This window comes from Streptomyces mabaensis (genome assembly GCF_053763515.1).
On the sequence record NZ_JBSOPZ010000001.1, the window covers coordinates 223,517 to 241,423 of the forward strand.

Genomic DNA, 17,907 nt, shown 5'->3' on the forward strand with positions numbered 1-17,907 from the left:
ACGATCATGCAGTGCGAGGGGGTCTGTCGTCGATGGTATGCGGAGCACTGTCAGTGGCGGGCCGTAGGGTCTGAGCCATGAGTACGACCACCGGCACCGAACCGGCCGACGCCGTGCGGCCCTCGTCGTTGTCTCCTTCCCGGGCGAGCGATTTCATGCAGTGCCCGCTGCTCTACCGGTTCCGGGTGATCGACAAGCTGCCGGAGAAGCCGAGTGAGGCGGCGACGCGCGGCACGCTGGTGCACGCGGTGCTGGAGCGGCTCTTCGACGACCCGGCGGGCGAGCGCACGGCGCCGCGGGCGCGGGCGATGGTGCCGGGGCAGTGGGACCGGCTGCTGGAGTCGAGGCCGGAGCTGACGGAGCTGTTCGCCGAGGACACCGGCGGTGAGCGGCTGGGCCGGTGGCTCGGGGAGGCGGAGGAACTCGTCGAGCGGTGGTTCTCGCTGGAGGATCCGACGAGGCTGGAGCCCGCGGAGCGGGAGCTGTTCGTCGAGACGGAGCTGGAGTCGGGGCTGCGGCTGCGCGGGATCATCGACCGGGTGGATGTGGCGCCCACCGGTGAGGTGCGGATCGTCGACTACAAGACGGGCAAGGCCCCGCGTCCGGAGTACGCGGAGGGCGCGCTGTTCCAGATGAAGTTCTACGCCCTGGTGGTGTGGCGGCTGAAGGCGGTGGTCCCGCGCCGGCTGCAGCTGGTCTATCTCGGCAGCGGTGATGTGCTGACGTACGACCCGGTGGTGGCGGATCTGGAGCGGGTGGAGCGCAAGCTGCTCGCGCTGTGGGACGCGATCAGGGAGGCGACGGAGACGGGTGAGTGGCGGCCGCGGCCGACGAAGCTCTGCGGATGGTGCGACCACCGGGCGCTGTGCCCGGAGTTCGGCGGCACACCACCGGTGTACCCCCTGACGATCAGGCCCCGGGACCCGTCGTAGCGGGGGGCGGCTCGCGGGCCCCCGGCCGGGGGTCGGGGGGTTGCCCCCCGGAAGACACAGGCCCCTGACGATCAGGCCCCGGGACCCGTCGTAGCCGGGGTCCGGCGGGGGCGGGGGCGGCGTCAGGGCAGAATGGGCCTGTCTAGCTAAGGAGTTCCCGTGGCCATCCGCGTCCTACTGGTCGACGACCAGCCCCTCCTGCGTACCGGTTTCCGGATGATCCTGGAGGCGGAGCAGGACCTCGCGGTCGTCGGCGAGGCCGGGGACGGACTGCAGGCTCTCGACCAGGTGCGCGCCCTGCAGCCGGATGTGGTGCTGATGGACATCCGGATGCCGCGCATGGACGGGGTGGAGGCGACGCGCCAGATCACCGGTCCCGGCCGGGACGGCCCGGCCAAGGTGCTGGTGCTGACCACGTTCGACCTCGACGAGTACGTCGTGGAGGCGCTGCGCGCCGGGGCCAGCGGGTTCCTGCTGAAGGACGCTCCCGCCAATGAACTGGTGCAGGCGATCCGGGTGGTCGCCTCCGGCGAGGCGATGCTCGCGCCGAGCATCACCCGCCGGCTGCTCGACAAGTACGCGAGTCATCTGCCGTCCGGCGAGGATCCGGTACCGGACACGCTGCACACGCTGACCGAGCGCGAGGTCGAGGTGCTCAAGCTGGTCGCGCGAGGCCTGTCGAACGCCGAGATCGCCGCCGACCTGTTCGTCAGCGAGACGACGGTCAAGACCCATGTCGGGCACGTGCTGACCAAGCTCGGGCTGCGCGACCGGGTGCAGGCCGCGGTGTACGCGTACGAGAGCGGACTGGTGCGCCCCGGCGCGCAGTGACGCCGGGGCGCGGCCATGGCCGGTCAGCCCTCGCTGATCCCCTTGCTGATCTCCCAGAACCGGAAGACGGTCGAGGCGTCCAGCGACCACTGCAGGCCCGTGACGTTCTCGCGGGCCACCGCGTACTGCTTGCCCTGCCACAGGGGGAGGATCGGCAGTTCCTCGGCGACCAGGTCCTGAAGCCTGCCGAAGGCCTGCTCGGTGGCGGCGCGGTCGGACATCGCCGAGGTGGCCGGGATGATCTCCTCGGTGATGGTGTCGTTCTCGTAGTTGTTGGACAGCACGTTCCCCTCGCCGAAGAACGGCTGGGTGAAGTTGTCCGGGTCCGGGTAGTCCGGGATCCAGCCCTTGAGGTACACGCCGTACTTGCCGGCGGCGATGTCCTTCTCGTACTGCTCGAACTCGACGGACTTGACGTCGGCCTCGAAGAGTCCGCTGTCGTTCAGCTGCTTCGCGAGGGCCGTGAACTCCTGGCCCGCGGCCGGCCCGTAACGGGACGGAGTGACCCACAGCGTGAGCTTCACCTTGTCCGTGATGCCCGCCTTGCGCAGGGCCTGCCGGGCCTTGGCCGGCTGCGGGGTGCCGCCGTACCGGTCGAAGAAGGCCGTGTTGTGGGCGGCGATGCCGGCCGGGACGATCGAGTAGAGCGGCGTCGCGGTGCCGTCGTACACCTCGCTGACCAGGGACTCGCGGTCGACGAGGTACGCGATGGCCTGACGCACCCCGAGCTCGCCGGCCACCGGGTGCTCGTGGTTGAAGACGAGGTGCTGCACCTCGGCCCCGGTGCCCTCGACGACGTCGATGCCCGTCTCGCCGCTCTGGCCGTCGAGTCCCGTGATGTCCTGCGCGGTGAGGCCTCGGTAGGCGATGTCCACCTCGCCCTTTTGCAGCGCCTTCTTGAGCGCCGCCTGGTCGTCGTCGAAGAACCGCAGCGTCATGCCGGAGTTCTTGGCCTTCGCCGTGCCCTCGTAGTCGGCGTTGACCGAGAAGGTGGCTTGCTTGTCGTCGAACGAGTCCAGCTTGTAGACGCCCGAGCCGACCGCCTTGTTGTCGGTGCGCAGCTTGTCGAAGCTGTACTCGCGGTGGTCGACGATCGATCCGGCGCCCGATGCGATCTTGCTGGGGAAGGTCGCGTCGGGCACCTTGAGGTGGAAGACGACGGTCTTCTCGTCCGGCGTGTCGATCGCGCCGATCGAGGCGAGCATGACGGCGGGGCCGTTCGCATCGTCGATCTTCAGTGTGCGCTCGAAGGAGTACTTGACGTCCTTGGAGGTGAGGCTGTTGCCGTTGCTGAACTTCAGTCCGTCCCGCAGCGTGCAGCGGTAGACCTTGCTGCCGCCGCCCTCGAAGCCGCACCGCTCGGCCGCCTCGGGCTGCGGCACCGTACTCCCCTTGGGGAAGCTCAGCAGGGACTGGAAGACGTTGTTGAACAACAGCCAGGAGCCGGGGTCGTAACCCGACGCCGGATCCGTGGCCGCAACGTCGTCGGACATTCCCATGACCACCGATTCACCGGTGCCCCCGGAAGCCCCCTCCTGCGCACCGCAACCGCTGAGCAAACCGGCCGCGAGCCCCGCCCCGAGCGGGGCCGCCAACCACTGGTTACGTCTCTTCACGCGAACGTGCCTCACTGTCTCACTGAGTTGCCTCCCGGCGCGTGGTGCCCGCCACCGGGTTCTGCGGATCAGCCGCTCACACCTCGGCCGAGCTCCCACAACTGAAGGTCCGCGGAGGAGTTGACCGACCACTCCACCCCGGTGATGTCGTCGCGCGCGCCGACGTACTGCTTGCCCTGCCACAGGGGCAGCACGGGCACGTCCTCGGCGACGATGTCCTGGATCTTTGCGAAGGTCTTGGCGGCCGCGCCCCGGTCGGTCACCCGTCGCGAGGCCGGGATCAGCTTGTTGCGGACCTCGTCGCTGACGTACGGCGTGTTGAGGAAGTTGTCCTTGTCCAGGAACGGCGCGACGTAGTTGTCGGCGTCCGGGAAGTCGGGGAACCAGCCGAGGCCGTAGACGGCGTACTCGCCGCGCTTCTGGGCGGGACGGAACTTCGACCAGTCGGTGCCCTTGACGGTGACGTCGAAGAGCCTGGTGGAGTTCAGCTGGCTCTTCAGCGCCTCGAACTCCTTGGCCGTGCCGGAGCCGTAGTGGTCCGTCGTGTAGTGCAGCGTCAGCTTCACCGGGGTCTCGATGTCGGCGGCGCGCAGGATGGAGCGGGCGCCGGCGGCGTTGGCGTCGCCGTACTTGTTGAAGAACGAGTTGACGTGGCCCGGGATGCTGGACGGCACCAGCGAGTAGAGCGGCTCGGCCGTCGATCCGTACACGCCCGAGGTGATCTCGTTGCGGTTGACGGCGGAGGCCATCGCCTGCCGGACCGCCTTGTCCTTCACCGACGGGTCCGCGGTGTTGAAGGCCAGGTACCGGATTTCCAGACCCGGCATCTCGACGAGCTCGACGCCCTCGGCCGGCGACGTCGACAGCTTCTCGATCTGCTCGGGCGACATCGTGCGGGACATCATGTGGATGGCACCGGACTCCAGCGCCCGGCCCATCTCGTCGGAGTCGGCGAAGGTACGGAGCTCGACCTTGTCGTTCCGCAGCTTCAAGTCGCCCTTGTAGTGGGGGTTCTTGGAGAAGACGGCGCGGACGAGCCGGCCGTCCTGGACCTCGGGCTTGACCGTGTAGGGACCGGAGCCGTCGACATCGAACCCGGCGCGCAGCTTCTTCGCGTCGTACGTGGCGCTGTTGACGATGCCCGCGGCGGGCGTGGACAGCTTGTACGGGAAGGTGGCGTCCGGGGTCTTGAGGTGGAAGACGACCTCGTCATCACTCTTGGTCTCGACCGTGTCGATGTTGGAGAGCAGCGTGATGGGGCCGTTGTCGTCGTCGATGGTCAGCACGCGGTCGATGGAGAACTTCACGTCCTCGGCGGTGAGCGCGTCTCCGTTGGAGAACTTCAGGCCGCTGCGCAGCGTGCAGCGGTAGCTCTCGTTGCCCCGGTCCGTGAACAGGCACTCCTGAGCGGCTTCGGGCTTGGGGGCGCCGCCGCCGCGCGGCACGTGCATCAGGGTCTGGACGGTCTGGCGGAGTACGTTCCAGGCGCCGGCGTCGTACGCGTACGCGGGGTCGAACGGAGCGGGTGCGTCCTCCGCGGCCTCGAACCGGTCCGTGGTACCGACGACGATCCCGTCGCCGCCCTCTCCCCCGCTGACCGTGCTGCCGCACGCGGCGAGCACGGGGGTGAGCAGGCCGGCCAGAGCCGGCAGCACCAGAGTCTTGCGGTTCATCCTCGAAGTTCTCCCTCATCCGGCACTTGCGTACAGCGGTTGCTTCCACTCCGCGCAGCCGCCCGGGGTAGGGGCGGAGCGATCGGGCCGGGTAGAAAACGATCGGTCCAGTGAGCTCAGTTACGGGGTACGTGCTGAGGACACGAAGGTTGCGGCGGAGTTCTCGCGACGACATTAGTGGGCATCGCCAGGAAAGCTGGAACTGGGCGGACTTGAGGCGTAATCACACGGTGATCGATGAGAACGGCTTGCGGATGCGGAGCCACGGAAGGATTCGTACACCGCTCCATGAATCCGGACACAAGGGAAGCGGACGCACCGCCTCAACCCGCCCGTCAGGGGGCAGAGGGGTGACGAAGCTCACCCCGGAGACCGTGGCCCGCGCCCATTTACTTTCAGCAACCACGCACTCACCGGAAAAGGGCGTGGCGGTGCCGGGATTTCCTTCCGTCCATTCAGTGCTGCACGCAGCGTGAAGGGGTCAGTTCAATCCCGTGATGAGAGTTCTGAGGAATGGGAGATCCACTTCTTCGAGGGACCTGACGACCGTCCGGCCGGGCGCCGCGGCGATGGGCGCGACCGACGGCACCGCCACCACCCGGCAGCCGGCCGCCTCCGCGGCGGCCACCCCGGTGGCCGTGTCCTCGATGACCGCACAGCGCGCGGGGTGGGCGCCGAGCCCCTCTGCGGCGAGGAGATAGGGGTCGGGGTGTGGCTTGGTGCGCGGGACCTCGTCCCCGGCGACGGTCATCGTGAAGCGGTGTGCCCCGAGCGACCCGAGGACGCGGTCGATGATCCGCCGGTGCGAGGCGGACACGAGGGCGGTCGGGACGTTGTGCGCGGCGAGCTCCGTGAGCAGCCGCTCGGCGCCGGGCATCATCGGCAGGCTGCGCCCGATGCGCTCCTCGAAGCGGTCGTTGAGCAGTACGGTCAGCTCGGCGAGGGTGATGTCGGCGCCGGTCGCCTCGATGAGGTAGCCGGCACTGCGGGTCATCGGACCGCCCACCACGATGTCGCGCCAGGTCTCGTCGAGCCGGTGCCCGAGATCGGCGAAGACCTCCACCTCGGCGTCCCACCAGAAGCCTTCGGTGTCCACCAGTGTGCCGTCCATGTCGAGCAGCACGGCCTGGAGTGCCGAGCCGTCGGCCGTACGGGTTACGGGCGCGGGAACCGTACTGGTCATCCGGGCACACCTCCATGAGGGACGAGAAGGCCGGCGGCTCTCCCGGGCGGGAAAGCTGCCGGCCTGCACTGGACCGACCAGTGTACGACGTGTCCGCCCGACGCGCGCTGCGGCCGCCGCGCGAGCCCGGCGCGGCGGGACCGCGCCGGGCCCCGCCGGGCCCCGCCGGACCGCTCTAGCGGGCGTTGAAGTACTTCGCCTCCGGGTGGTGGATGACGATCGCGTCCGTGGACTGCTCGGGGTGGAGCTGGAACTCCTCGGAGAGGTGGACACCGATCCGCTCCGGCTGGAGCAGCTCGGCGATCTTGGCCCGGTCCTCCAGGTCGGGGCAGGCGCCGTAACCGAGGGAGAACCGCGCGCCGCGGTACTTCAGCGCGAACATGTCCTCGACGTCCGCGGGGTCCTCACCGGCGAAGCCCAGCTCGGCCCGGACGCGGGCGTGCCAGTACTCGGCGAGGGCCTCGGCGAGCTGGACGGACAGGCCGTGCAGCTCCAGGTAGTCACGGTAGGCGTTGGCCTCGAACAGCGCGGCAGTGGCCTCGCCGATCCGGGAACCGACGGTGACGACCTGGAGGCCGACGACGTCGGTCTCGCCGGAGTCCTCCGGGCGGAAGAAGTCCGCGAGGCACAGCCGGCGGCCACGCCGCTGGCGGGGGAAGGTGAAGCGGGTGCGCTCCGAGCCGTCCTCGCCCAGCAGGATCAGGTCGTCGCCCTTGGACACGCACGGGAAGTAGCCGTGGACAACGGCTGCTTCCAGCAGGTTGTCGGTGTGCAGCTTGTCGAGCCAGCCGCGCAGCCGGGGCCGGCCCTCGGTCTCCACCAGCTCCTCGTACGTGGGTCCGTCGCCCGTGCGCGCCTGCTTCAGGCCCCACTGACCCTTGAACAGGGCGCCCTCGTCGAGCCAGGAGGCGTACTCCTTGAGGCCGATGCCCTTGACCACCCGGGTGCCCCAGAACGGCGGCGTCGGCACCGGGTTGTCCACGGCCACGTCGGAGCGGGCCGCGCCCTCCTCGGGGCGCTCTTCCACCACGGCGGTGGCGGTGGGCCGCACGCGGCGCTGCCTGAGTTCGGGCAGGGCCGCGCCGGGGACACCGCGCTTGACCGCGATGAGGGCGTCCATCAGCCGCAGGCCTTCGAACGCGTCGCGGGCGTAGCGGACTTCGCCCTCGTAGATCTCGTGCAGGTCCTGCTCGACGTACGCCCGCGTCAGTGCCGCACCGCCGAGGATCACCGGGTAGTCGGCCGCCAGCTTGCGCTGGTTGAGCTCCTCCAGGTTCTCCTTCATGATCACGGTGGACTTGACCAGCAGGCCGGACATGCCGATCACGTCGGCGCGGTGCTCCTCGGCGGCTTCGAGGATCGCGGAGACGGGCTGCTTGATGCCGAGGTTGACGACGTTGTAGCCGTTGTTGGACAGGATGATGTCGACGAGGTTCTTGCCGATGTCGTGGACGTCGCCGCGGACGGTGGCGAGGACGATGGTGCCCTTGCCCTCGGCGTCCGACTTCTCCATGTGCGGTTCGAGGTGGGCGACCGCGGACTTCATGACCTCGGCGGACTGGAGCACGAACGGCAGCTGCATCTGGCCGGAGCCGAACAGCTCGCCGACGACCTTCATGCCCTCCAGCAGCGTGTCGTTGACGATGTCCAGGGCCGGACGCTCCTGGAGGGCCTCGTCCAGGTCGGCTTCCAGGCCGTTCTTCTCGCCGTCGATGATCCGGCGCTGGAGCCGCTCGTCCAGCGGCAGGGCGAGGAGCTCCTCGGCCCGGCCGGCCTTCATCGACTTGGTGTTGACGCCCTCGAAGAGCTCCATCAGCTTCTGCAGCGGGTCGTAGCCCTCGCTGCGCCGGTCGTGGATGAGGTCGAGGGCGACCTGGACCTGCTCCTCCTCCAGCCGGGCGATCGGCAGGATCTTGCTCGCGTGCACGATCGCCGAGTCCAGACCGGCCTTGACGCACTCGTCCAGGAAGACCGAGTTGAGCACCAGCCGGGCGGCCGGGTTGAGACCGAAGGAGATGTTCGACAGACCCAGCGTCGTCTGCACGTCCGGGCGGCGGCGCTTGAGCTCGCGGATCGCCTCGATCGTGGCGATGCCGTCCTTGCGGGACTCCTCCTGACCGGTGCAGATGGTGAACGTCAGACAGTCGATGAGGATGTCGGACTCGTGTACGCCCCAGTTGGTGGTGAGGTCCTCGATCAGCCGCTCGGCGATCGCGACCTTCGTCTCGACGGTACGGGCCTGGCCCTCCTCGTCGATTGTCAGCGCGATGAGCGCGGCGCCGTGTTCCACGGCGAGCGCGGTGACCTTCGCGAACCGGGACTCCGGCCCGTCGCCGTCCTCGTAGTTGACCGAGTTGATGACCGCGCGCCCGCCCAGCTTCTCCAGACCGGCCCGGATCACCTCCAGCTCGGTGGAGTCCAGCACGATCGGCAGCGTCGAGGCGGTCGCGAACCGGCCGGCCAGTTCCTCCATGTCCGCCACACCGTCCCGGCCGACATAGTCGACGCAGAGGTCGAGCATGTGGGCGCCCTCGCGGATCTGGTCGCGGGCCATCTCCACACAGTCGTCCCAGCGGGCCTCCAGCATCGCCTCGCGGAACTTCTTCGACCCGTTGGCGTTCGTGCGCTCACCGATCGCCAGGTAGGAGGTGTCCTGGCGGAACGGCACGGTCTGGTAAAGCGAGGCGGCACCCGGCTCGGGGCGCGGATCCCGCACGGCAGGGGTCATTTCACGGACCCGCTCGACGACCTGCCGCAGGTGCTCCGGCGTCGTACCGCAGCAGCCGCCGACCAGCGACAGGCCGTACTCGCGCACGAAGGTCTCCTGCGCGTCGGCCAGCTCCGGCGCCGTCAGCGGGTAGTGCGCGCCGTCCTTGCCCAGGACCGGCAGTCCGGCGTTGGGCATGCAGGCCAGCGGCACCCGCGAGTGACGGGCGAGGTAGCGCAGGTGCTCGCTCATCTCGGCGGGACCGGTGGCGCAGTTCAGGCCGATCATGTCGATGCCCAGGGGCTCCAGGGCCGTCAGTGCCGCACCGATCTCCGAACCCAGCAGCATCGTGCCGGTGGTCTCCACGGTGACCGAGCAGATCAGCGGAACACTGATGCCGGCGACGTCGAGGGCGCGGCGGGCGCCGAGGATGGCGGCCTTGGTCTGGAGCAGGTCCTGGGTGGTCTCCACCAGCAGCGCGTCCGCGCCGCCGGCGAGCATGCCTTCGGCGTTCTGCTGGTAGGCGTCGCGCAGCTTGTCGTACGGGGCGTGGCCCAGCGTCGGCAGCTTGGTGCCGGGGCCCATGGAGCCGAGCACCCAGCGCTGCTGTCTGGTGGAGGCGGTGAACTCGTCCGCCACCTCGCGGGCGATCCGCGCGCCGGCCTCGGACAGCTCGTACACCCGCTCGGGGATGTCGTACTCGCCCAGGGCGGAGAGGTTCGCGCCGAACGTGTTCGTCTCGACGCAGTCCACGCCGACCGCGAAGTACTCCTGGTGCACCGTGCGCACGATGTCCGGCCGGGTGATGTTCAGGATCTCGTTGCAGCCCTCTAGCTGCTCGAAGTCGTCGAGGGTGGGGTCCTGTGCCTGGAGCATCGTCCCCATGGCTCCGTCGGCGACCACCACGCGGGTGGCCAGCGCCTCACGCAGGGCATCGGCCCTGTTCTGGCTGTCAGCGGATGGGGTGGGCAACGAGGCCATGGATGTGCTCCCTGGAGTGCGACGGCTGTCGGCTTTGCACCTTCTGACGGAAGGCGCACGCGGCCAGCGTAACCGCCAGACTCCTGCCCGGTGCGGCTGTCCCAAAGGCCGGACGGCATGCTGTGGCCGGGGGCACGTCTTGACAGACTCTCTCAATGGTGCACGAGGTCGGCATCGACCGATAGTGTTCAGCATTGTCGAACCGAGGTGGAGGAGGCTGCGCGATGGCTCGTAACATCCAGTCGCTCGAGCGGGCGGCCGCGATGCTGCGGCTGCTCGCCGGTGGCGAGCGCCGGCTGGGACTGTCGGACGTGGCCTCCTCCCTGGGGCTGGCGAAGGGGACGGCGCACGGCATCCTGCGCACCCTCCAGGCGGAGGGCTTCGTCGAGCAGGACGCGGCTTCCGGCCGTTATCAGCTGGGCGCGGAGCTGCTGCGCCTCGGCAACAGCTACCTGGACGTCCACGAGCTGCGGGCGCGCGCCCTGGTGTGGACGGACGACCTGGCCCGGTCCAGCGGGGAGAGCGTCTACGTCGGCGTGCTCCACCAGCAGGGCGTGCTGATCATGCACCACGTCTTCCGGCCGGACGACAGCCGCCAGGTCCTGGAGGTGGGGGCCATGCAGCCCCTGCACTCCACCGCCCTGGGCAAGGTGCTGTCGGCGTACGACCCGGTGGCGCACGGCGAGGCCGTGGAGAGCGAACGTCAGGCCTTCACGCCCCGGACCCTCACGGCCCTGGACGATTTCGAGTCCGTTCTGGACCTCACCCGGGCCCGCGGCTGGGCCGCCGATGTCGAGGAGACGTGGGACGGCGTGGCCTCGGTGGCGGCGCCCATCCACGACCGGCGCCGGATGCCGGTGGGGGCAGTCGCCATAGCGGGCGCCGTCGAGCGGGTCTGCAACGGGGGCGGCGAGCTGCGCTCCGAGCTGATCGCGGCCGTACGGGACTGTGCCCGCGCCGTCTCCCGCGACCTGGGCGCCGGGCGCTTCTGACGCCCCCGCCGAGACGGACGGTAACGATCCGGCTTTCGGCCACCGAACTCTTGACTCGCTGTGAACCGTGGCGGAAAACTGCCGTTCACCGGTCGGCATTGTCGAACAGCTAACGGCAATACACGCTAAGGTGTGCGAAGCCAAGGCCGGTCACCGCACTCACCGAGTGCGCGGACCACCGGAGGGACCCGGGGGTTCGCCTTCCCCTGGACGAAGGAAAAAGGAGTCGCGCGTGTCCAGCTCCGACATCTTCATCGGCGAGATCATTGGTACCGCCGTACTCATCCTGCTCGGCGGTGGCGTGGTAGCCGCCGTCGTACTCAAGCGCTCGAAGGCGCAGAACGCCGGCTGGCTGGCGATCACCTTCGGGTGGGGCTTCGCGGTCATGACCGCCGTCTACATGACGGGCACGCTCTCCGGCGCCCACCTCAACCCCGCGGTCACCCTCGGTATAGCCATCAAGGACGGCGACTGGGGCAATGTCCCGGTCTACTTCGCCGGCCAGCTGCTCGGCGCCATGATCGGTGCCGCCCTCGTCTGGGTCGCGTACTACGGCCAGTTCCGCGCCCACCTCACGGACCCCGAGATCCTCGCCCTGCCGCCGCACGAGGAAGGCCTGGTCAGCGAGCCGGCCGCACCGAAGGCAGGACCGGTGCTCGGCGTCTTCTCCACCGGCCCCGAGATCCGGAACGTGGCCCAGAACCTGGCCACCGAGATCATCGGCACCGTCGTACTCGTGCTCGCCGTCCTGACCATGGGCCTGAACGACAGCGGCAAGGGTCTCGGCACCCTGGGCGCGCTGATCGTCGCCTTCGTCGTCGTCGGCATCGGCCTCTCGCTCGGCGGCCCGACCGGCTATGCCATCAACCCGGCCCGTGACCTGGGCCCGCGCATCGTGCACGCCCTGCTGCCGCTGCCCAACAAGGGTGGCTCGGACTGGGGCTACGCCTGGATCCCCGTCGTCGGCCCGCTGATCGGCGGAGCCATCGCAGCGGGTATCTACAAGCTCGCGTTCGTCTAAGCCGTCCCTTCAAGACTTCGCAGGAGTACTCCGTGACCGACGCACACACCCCCGGCACCCACTCCCACGGCAGCGGCCCGTTCATTGCCGCGATCGACCAGGGCACCACCTCCAGCCGCTGCATCGTCTTCGACCGCGACGGGCGCATCGTCGCCGTCGACCAGAAGGAGCACGAGCAGATCTTCCCCAAGCCCGGCTGGGTCGAGCACGACGGCGCCGAGATCTGGACCAACGTCCAGGAGGTCGTCGACAGCGCGATCGCCAAGGCCGGCCTCACCTCCGCCGACGTCAAGGCGATCGGCATCACCAACCAGCGTGAGACCACGATCCTGTGGGACAAGAACACCGGCGAGCCGGTGCACAACGCCATCGTCTGGCAGGACACCCGCACCGACGCGCTGTGCAAGGAGCTCGGCCGCAACGTCGGCCAGGACCGCTTCCGCCGCGAGACCGGCCTGCCGCTCGCCTCGTACTTCGCCGGCCCGAAGATCCGCTGGATGCTCGACAACGTCGAGGGCCTGCGCGAGCGCGCCGAGCGTGGCGAGATCCTCTTCGGCACCATGGATTCCTGGGTCATCTGGAACCTGACCGGTGGAGTCGACGGCGGTGTGCACGTCACCGACGTCACCAACGCCTCGCGCACCATGCTGATGAACCTGCAGAGCATGCAGTGGGACGAGAAGATCCTCCAGTCGATGGACGTACCGGCCGCGGTGCTCCCGGAGATCCGCTCCTCCGCCGAGGTGTACGGGCACGCCAAGAGCGGCGCCCTCGCCGGCGTCCCGGTCGCATCGGCGCTCGGCGACCAGCAGGCGGCCCTCTTCGGCCAGACCTGTTTCTCCGAGGGCGAGGCCAAGTCCACGTACGGCACCGGCACCTTCATGCTGATGAACACCGGCCACGAGCCCGTCAACTCGTACAACGGCCTGCTGACGACCGTCGGCTACCGCATCGGTGACGAGGCGCCCGTCTACGCCCTCGAAGGCTCGATCGCCGTCACCGGCTCGCTCGTCCAGTGGATGCGCGACCAGATGGGCCTGATCAACAGCGCCGCGGAGATCGAGACGCTGGCCTCCTCCGTCGAGGACAACGGCGGCGCGTACTTCGTGCCGGCCTTCTCCGGCCTCTTCGCCCCGTACTGGCGCTCCGACGCCCGCGGTGTGATCGCCGGCCTGACCCGGTACGTCACCAAGGCGCACATCGCCCGTGCCGTGCTCGAGGCCACCGCCTGGCAGACCCGTGAGATCACCGACGCCATGACGAAGGACTCCGGCGTCGAGCTGACCGCACTCAAGGTCGACGGCGGAATGACCTCCAACAACCTGCTGATGCAGACGCTCTCGGACTTCCTGGACGCACCCGTGGTGCGCCCGCTGGTCGCCGAGACGACCTGCCTCGGCGCCGCCTACGCCGCCGGTCTGGCCGTCGGCTTCTGGCCGGACACCGACGCGCTGCGCGCCAACTGGCGCCGGGCCGCCGAGTGGACCCCCCGCATGGACGCGGACCAGCGGGACCGCGAGTACAAGAACTGGCTCAAGGCCGTCGAGCGGACCATGGGCTGGCTCGAGGACGAGGAGTAAGACATGAGCACCCTGCAGAGCGTCCCGGCCCTTGGGACGCACCCGACCGCCGGTTCGCGCCCCTCGCCGGTGGCGGGCCGTGCCGAGACCAGAGACCAACTGGCCAAGGCCACGTACGACCTTCTGGTGATCGGCGGCGGCATTCTGGGCACCTCGGTGGCCTGGCATGCGGCGCAGTCGGGGCTGCGGGTCGCGATGGTGGACGCCGGCGACTTCGCCGGCGCCACCTCCTCCGCCTCCTCCAAGCTGGTCCACGGAGGTCTTCGCTACCTCCAGACCGGCGCGGTCAGGCTGGTGGCGGAGAACCACCACGAGCGGCGGGTACTGGCCAAGGACGTGGCCCCGCACCTGGTCAACCCGCTCACGTTCTACCTGCCGGTCTACAAGGGCGGGCCGGTGGGTGCCGCGAAGCTGGGCGCCGGCGTGTTCGCCTACTCGGCGCTGTCCGCCTTCGGTGACGGCATCGGCAAGGTCATATCGCCCGCCAAGGCTGTGGCCGGCAACCCGGGCCTGAAGACGGACAACCTCAAGGCCGTCGCGGTCTACTACGACCACCAGATGAACGACTCGCGGGTCGCGGTCATGACCGTCCGCGCGGCCGTCGAGTCCGGTGCGGTCGTGCTGAACCACGCCGAGGTCACCGGGCTGCGGATGACGCAGGGCCGGGTCTCGGGCGCGGAGCTCAAGGACCGTCTCGACGGCACCGAGTTCGGCGTGAACGCGCGCGTCGTGCTCAACGCGACGGGTCCGTGGGTCGACCACCTGCGGCGGATGGAGGACAAGCACTCCATGCCGTCCATCCGCCTCTCCAAGGGCGCGCACATCGTGATGAAGCGCAAGTCGCCGTGGAGGGCCGCCATGGCCACCCCGATCGACAAGTACCGCATCACGTTCGCCCTGCCGTGGGAGGACCAGCTGCTGCTCGGTACGACCGACGAGAAGTACGAGGGCGACCCGGCGGACGTGCGGGCCACCGAGTCCGACATCCAGCAGATCCTGGACGAGGCGGCCTTCTCCGTACAGGACGCGGACCTCGACCCCTCGCTGATGACGTACGCCTTCGCGGGCCTGCGGGTGCTGCCCGGCGGTCCCGGCGGCGTGGAGAAGGCCAAGCGCGAGACGGTCGTCTCCGAGGGCCGCGGCGGGATGCTCTCCGTCGCGGGCGGCAAGTGGACGACGTACCGGCACATCGGCCGGGTGGTCATGGACAAGCTGGCGAAGCTGCCGGGCAGTCCGCTGACCGAGGACATGGAACCGGTGTCGTCGCTGGTACGCCGGGTGCCGTTGCCCGGCGTCGCCAACCCCAACGCGGTCGCGCACCGGCTGCTGGTGGACCGGGAGCCGGGAAGCCGGATGGATCCGCTGACGGCGCGTCACCTGGCCTCGCACTACGGCTCGTTGTCGTTCGACATCGCGCGCCTGGTGAACGAGGACCCGGCGCTCGGCGAGCGGATCCACGAGGACGGGCCGGAGATCTGGGCGCAGGTCGTCTACGCCCGGGACCACGAGTGGGCCGAGACGGTGGACGACGTGCTGCGCCGCCGTACGACGCTGACGATCCGCGGCCTGGACACCGAGGACGTCCGCGCCCGGGTCGGGGACATGCTGGGCCGCAAGGCCTGAAACAGCTGACTGGAAGGGGCGGCCTGCCGAGCAGGCCGCCCCTTCGGGTTGCCTTGGCATACCTTCGCCAAGCCGTAGGCTTGGCCCGTACGCAAAAGAACTTCGGAAGAAGGAGGCACTGGGTGATCGAGCTCGAGGGGGTTCCCGAGCTGATCGACCCGGTCATGGTGGCCGCGTTCGAGGGCTGGAACGACGCCGGCGACGCCGCCTCCACCGCGGTCGCACATCTGGACCGGGAATGGAAGGGCGAGGTGTTCGCGGCGCTCGACGCCGAGGACTACTACGACTTCCAGGTCAACCGGCCCACCGTGTGGCTGGACGGCGGAGTACGGAAGATCACCTGGCCCACCACCCGGCTGTCCGTGGTCCGCATCGGCGGGGCCAAGCCCCGCGACCTCGTGCTGGTACGCGGTATCGAGCCGTCCATGAGATGGCGCTCGTTCTGCAACGAGATCCTCGGCTTCGCCCACGAACTGGGCGTCGAGATGGTGGTGATCCTGGGCGCGCTGCTCGGAGACACCCCGCACACCCGCCCGGTGCCGGTCAGCGGGGTCACCTCCGACCCCGACCTCGCGCGGACCATGGAGCTCGAGGAGACCCGGTACGAGGGGCCCACGGGCATCGTGGGCATCCTCCAGGAGGCATGCACGCACGCGGGTGTACCGGCGGTGAGCCTGTGGGCAGCGGTGCCGCACTACGTGTCGCAGCCGCCCAACCCGAAGGCGACGCTCGCGCTCCTCAACCGCCTGGAGGATCTGATCGACCTGCGCATCCCGCTGGGCGAACTGCCCGAGGACGCGCGGGCCTGGCAGCTGGGCGTGGACCAACTGGCCGCCGAGGACAGCGAAGTGGCGGAGTACGTCCAGACGCTGGAGGAGGCGCGGGACACCGCGGAGCTGCCGGAGGCGTCCGGCGAGGCGATTGCCCGGGAGTTCGAGCGCTATCTGCGGCGGCGGGACGGCGGGCCGGGCCCCGGCCAGGCGCCGGGCGGCCACGCGACGGAGGGCGGCGACAGCTCGTATCTGCGCGACACCTCCAGCGGACGCACCCGGCCGCCCAAGCCGCCGCGCAGGAAGCGCGAGGAGCCCGGAGGGCCCGCCGAGGACGGCGACGCCGGCCCCGCCCCGGACCCCGGGGACGCGCAGGAGTAGGCGGACACCGAGCCCCTGGCGCGCTGTGGCGTCCGCGCGAAGGCCCGGTGAATACACGGGACTTGGCGTCCGAGCCCGTTCGGCACGGAAGTCCAGCGATCTCCGGGAACCCCCGGAACTCCGGGAAGACCAAGCTGACGCGGCCTCGGCTCGCCGCCTTGCCGGGCGGCGGACCGAGCCGACGGCGGCGGAACGGTGACGGCCCGACGCGGCGCTGACGGCCCGTCGGCCGTGCCCGACCGCGGCGGAAACGGTGACGGGCCGCCAGTAGGGACGGGGCCGCCCCCGGGGTTCCGAAGAGCTCCGGGGGCGGCTCAAGCAGGACGTGCGACCGTACAGGCCCTAGAGGGCGACGCCCAGGAGTGCGTCGACGGTGCGCGACACCACGCCGGGTGCCCCCTCGTCCGTACCGCCCTCGGACCGCTGCAGCGCGGCCCAGCGGTCGACCGCGGCAAGCGCGGCCGGCGCGTCCAGGTCGTTCGCCAGCGCCTCGCGGATGTCCTCGACGAGCGCGTCGGCGGGCGGCCCGTCGGGGCGCGACACGGCGGCACGCCAGCGGCCGAGCCGCTCGACGGCCGTGTGGAGGACGTTGTCCGTCCACTCCCAGTCGGCCCGGTAGTGGTGCGCGAGGAGCGTCAGGCGGATCGCGGCCGGGTCCACGCCCTCGCGGCGCAGCCGGGAGACGAAGACGAGGTTGCCCTTGGACTTGGACATCTTCTCGCCGTTCAGCGCGACCATGCCGGCGTGCACGTACGCCTGGGCGAAGGGGAATTCACCGGTCAGCACCTGTGCGTGCGAAGCGCCCATCTCGTGGTGCGGGAAGGCGAGGTCGGAGCCGCCGCCCTGCACGTCGAAGCCCATCCCGAGGTGGTCGAGGGCGATGGCGACGCACTCGATGTGCCAGCCGGGCCGGCCGCGGCCGAGCGTCCCCCCGTCCCAGCTCGGCTCACCCTCGCGGGCGGCCATCCACAGCATCGGGTCGAGCGGGTTCTTCTTGCCCGGGCGGTCCGGGTCCCCGCCGCGCTCGGCGGACAGCAGCCGCATCGCCTCGGCGTCCAGGTGCGACACCGCGCCGAACTGGGCGTCCGACTCGACGGAGAAGTACACGTCCCCGTCGAGCTCGTACGCGGCGCCCGCGTCCCGCAGCCGCTCGACGAGCGGCACGATCCCGGGTATCGCCTCCACCGCGCCGATGTAGTGCTGCGGCGGGAGCATCCGCAGGGCGGTCATGTCCTCGCGGAACAGCGCCGTCTCGCGCTCCGCGAGCTCGGTCCAGTCGTGTCCGTCGCGGATGGCCCGCTCAAGCAGGGGGTCGTCGACGTCCGTCACGTTCTGGACGTAGTGAACCTGCCGCTTGGTGTCGAGCCACACGCGCTGAACGAGGTCGAACGCGTTGTAGGTCGCCGCGTGACCGATGTGGGTCGCGTCGTACGGAGTGATGCCGCAGACGTAGATACGGGCGACGGGACCGGGGGCGAGGGTGATCGTCCCCTGGGTCGCGGAGTCGTGGATCCGGAGGTCGCGGCCCTTGCCGGGCAGGGCGGGAACCTCAGAAGCGGGCCAGGCATGCATGCCTACGAGACTAACCGGACGGGTGTTCCGTACACGAACCGGATG

General features: G+C 69.8%; 12 protein-coding genes. 7 read left to right on the forward strand and 5 right to left on the reverse strand.

Features of this window, described 5'->3' with window-relative positions; genetic code table 11:
- The first annotated feature begins 77 nt into the window (after window positions 1-77).
- Window positions 78-932 (forward strand): RecB family exonuclease, encoded by an 855-nt coding sequence (locus ACWV17_RS01090; protein ID WP_455358068.1) that lies wholly within the window; start codon window positions 78-80, stop codon window positions 930-932.
- Window positions 933-1,091: 159 nt separating this feature from the next.
- Window positions 1,092-1,763, forward strand: a complete 672-nt coding sequence (locus ACWV17_RS01095; protein ID WP_455354739.1) for a response regulator — start codon at window positions 1,092-1,094, stop codon at window positions 1,761-1,763.
- Window positions 1,764-1,786: 23 nt separating this feature from the next.
- On the opposite strand, the gene ACWV17_RS01100 is transcribed toward ACWV17_RS01095, so the two are convergent.
- From ACWV17_RS01100 to metH, 4 genes are all read right to left on the reverse strand, one after another.
- Window positions 1,787-3,379 carry an ABC transporter substrate-binding protein gene (locus ACWV17_RS01100; protein ID WP_455358069.1) on the reverse strand — a complete coding sequence of 531 codons (1,593 nt, stop codon included), beginning with the start codon at window positions 3,377-3,379 and terminating at the stop codon, window positions 1,787-1,789.
- A gap of 68 nt (window positions 3,380-3,447) precedes the next feature.
- Window positions 3,448-5,052 carry an ABC transporter substrate-binding protein gene (locus ACWV17_RS01105; protein ID WP_455358070.1) on the reverse strand — a complete coding sequence of 535 codons (1,605 nt, stop codon included), beginning with the start codon at window positions 5,050-5,052 and terminating at the stop codon, window positions 3,448-3,450.
- 481 nt (window positions 5,053-5,533) lie between these two features.
- On the reverse strand, window positions 5,534-6,235 hold the full coding sequence (locus ACWV17_RS01110) for an HAD family hydrolase (protein WP_455358071.1): 702 nt from the start codon (window positions 6,233-6,235) through the stop codon (window positions 5,534-5,536).
- A 175-nt stretch (window positions 6,236-6,410) separates the two neighbouring features.
- Window positions 6,411-9,923 (reverse strand): methionine synthase, encoded by a 3,513-nt coding sequence (metH, locus tag ACWV17_RS01115; RefSeq protein ID WP_455358072.1) that lies wholly within the window; start codon window positions 9,921-9,923, stop codon window positions 6,411-6,413.
- 224 nt (window positions 9,924-10,147) lie between these two features.
- On the opposite strand from metH, the gene ACWV17_RS01120 reads away from it, so the two are divergent.
- The 5 genes from ACWV17_RS01120 (at window position 10,148) to ACWV17_RS01140 (ending at window position 16,290) form a co-directional block, all read left to right on the forward strand.
- Window positions 10,148-10,915 (forward strand): IclR family transcriptional regulator, encoded by a 768-nt coding sequence (locus ACWV17_RS01120; protein WP_455354734.1) that lies wholly within the window; start codon window positions 10,148-10,150, stop codon window positions 10,913-10,915.
- Window positions 10,916-11,147: 232 nt separating this feature from the next.
- Entirely contained in the window at window positions 11,148-11,936 is a 789-nt protein-coding gene (locus ACWV17_RS01125; protein WP_455358073.1) for an MIP/aquaporin family protein, read from the forward strand.
- Window positions 11,937-11,968: 32 nt separating this feature from the next.
- Window positions 11,969-13,516 (forward strand): glycerol kinase GlpK, encoded by a 1,548-nt coding sequence (gene glpK / locus ACWV17_RS01130; RefSeq protein WP_455354732.1) that lies wholly within the window; start codon window positions 11,969-11,971, stop codon window positions 13,514-13,516.
- Between the two features lie 3 nt (window positions 13,517-13,519).
- Window positions 13,520-15,139 (forward strand): FAD-dependent oxidoreductase, encoded by a 1,620-nt coding sequence (locus tag ACWV17_RS01135; protein WP_455358074.1) that lies wholly within the window; start codon window positions 13,520-13,522, stop codon window positions 15,137-15,139.
- 122 nt (window positions 15,140-15,261) lie between these two features.
- Complete coding sequence (locus ACWV17_RS01140) at window positions 15,262-16,290, forward strand: PAC2 family protein (RefSeq protein ID WP_455354730.1); 1,029 nt, start codon at window positions 15,262-15,264, stop codon at window positions 16,288-16,290.
- Window positions 16,291-16,632: 342 nt separating this feature from the next.
- Here ACWV17_RS01140 and mshC read toward each other — a convergent pair whose 3' ends face one another.
- Window positions 16,633-17,862, reverse strand: coding sequence for a cysteine--1-D-myo-inosityl 2-amino-2-deoxy-alpha-D-glucopyranoside ligase (mshC, locus tag ACWV17_RS01145; protein ID WP_455358075.1), 1,230 nt, complete (start codon window positions 17,860-17,862; stop codon window positions 16,633-16,635).
- Between the last annotated feature and the right edge of the window lie 45 nt (window positions 17,863-17,907).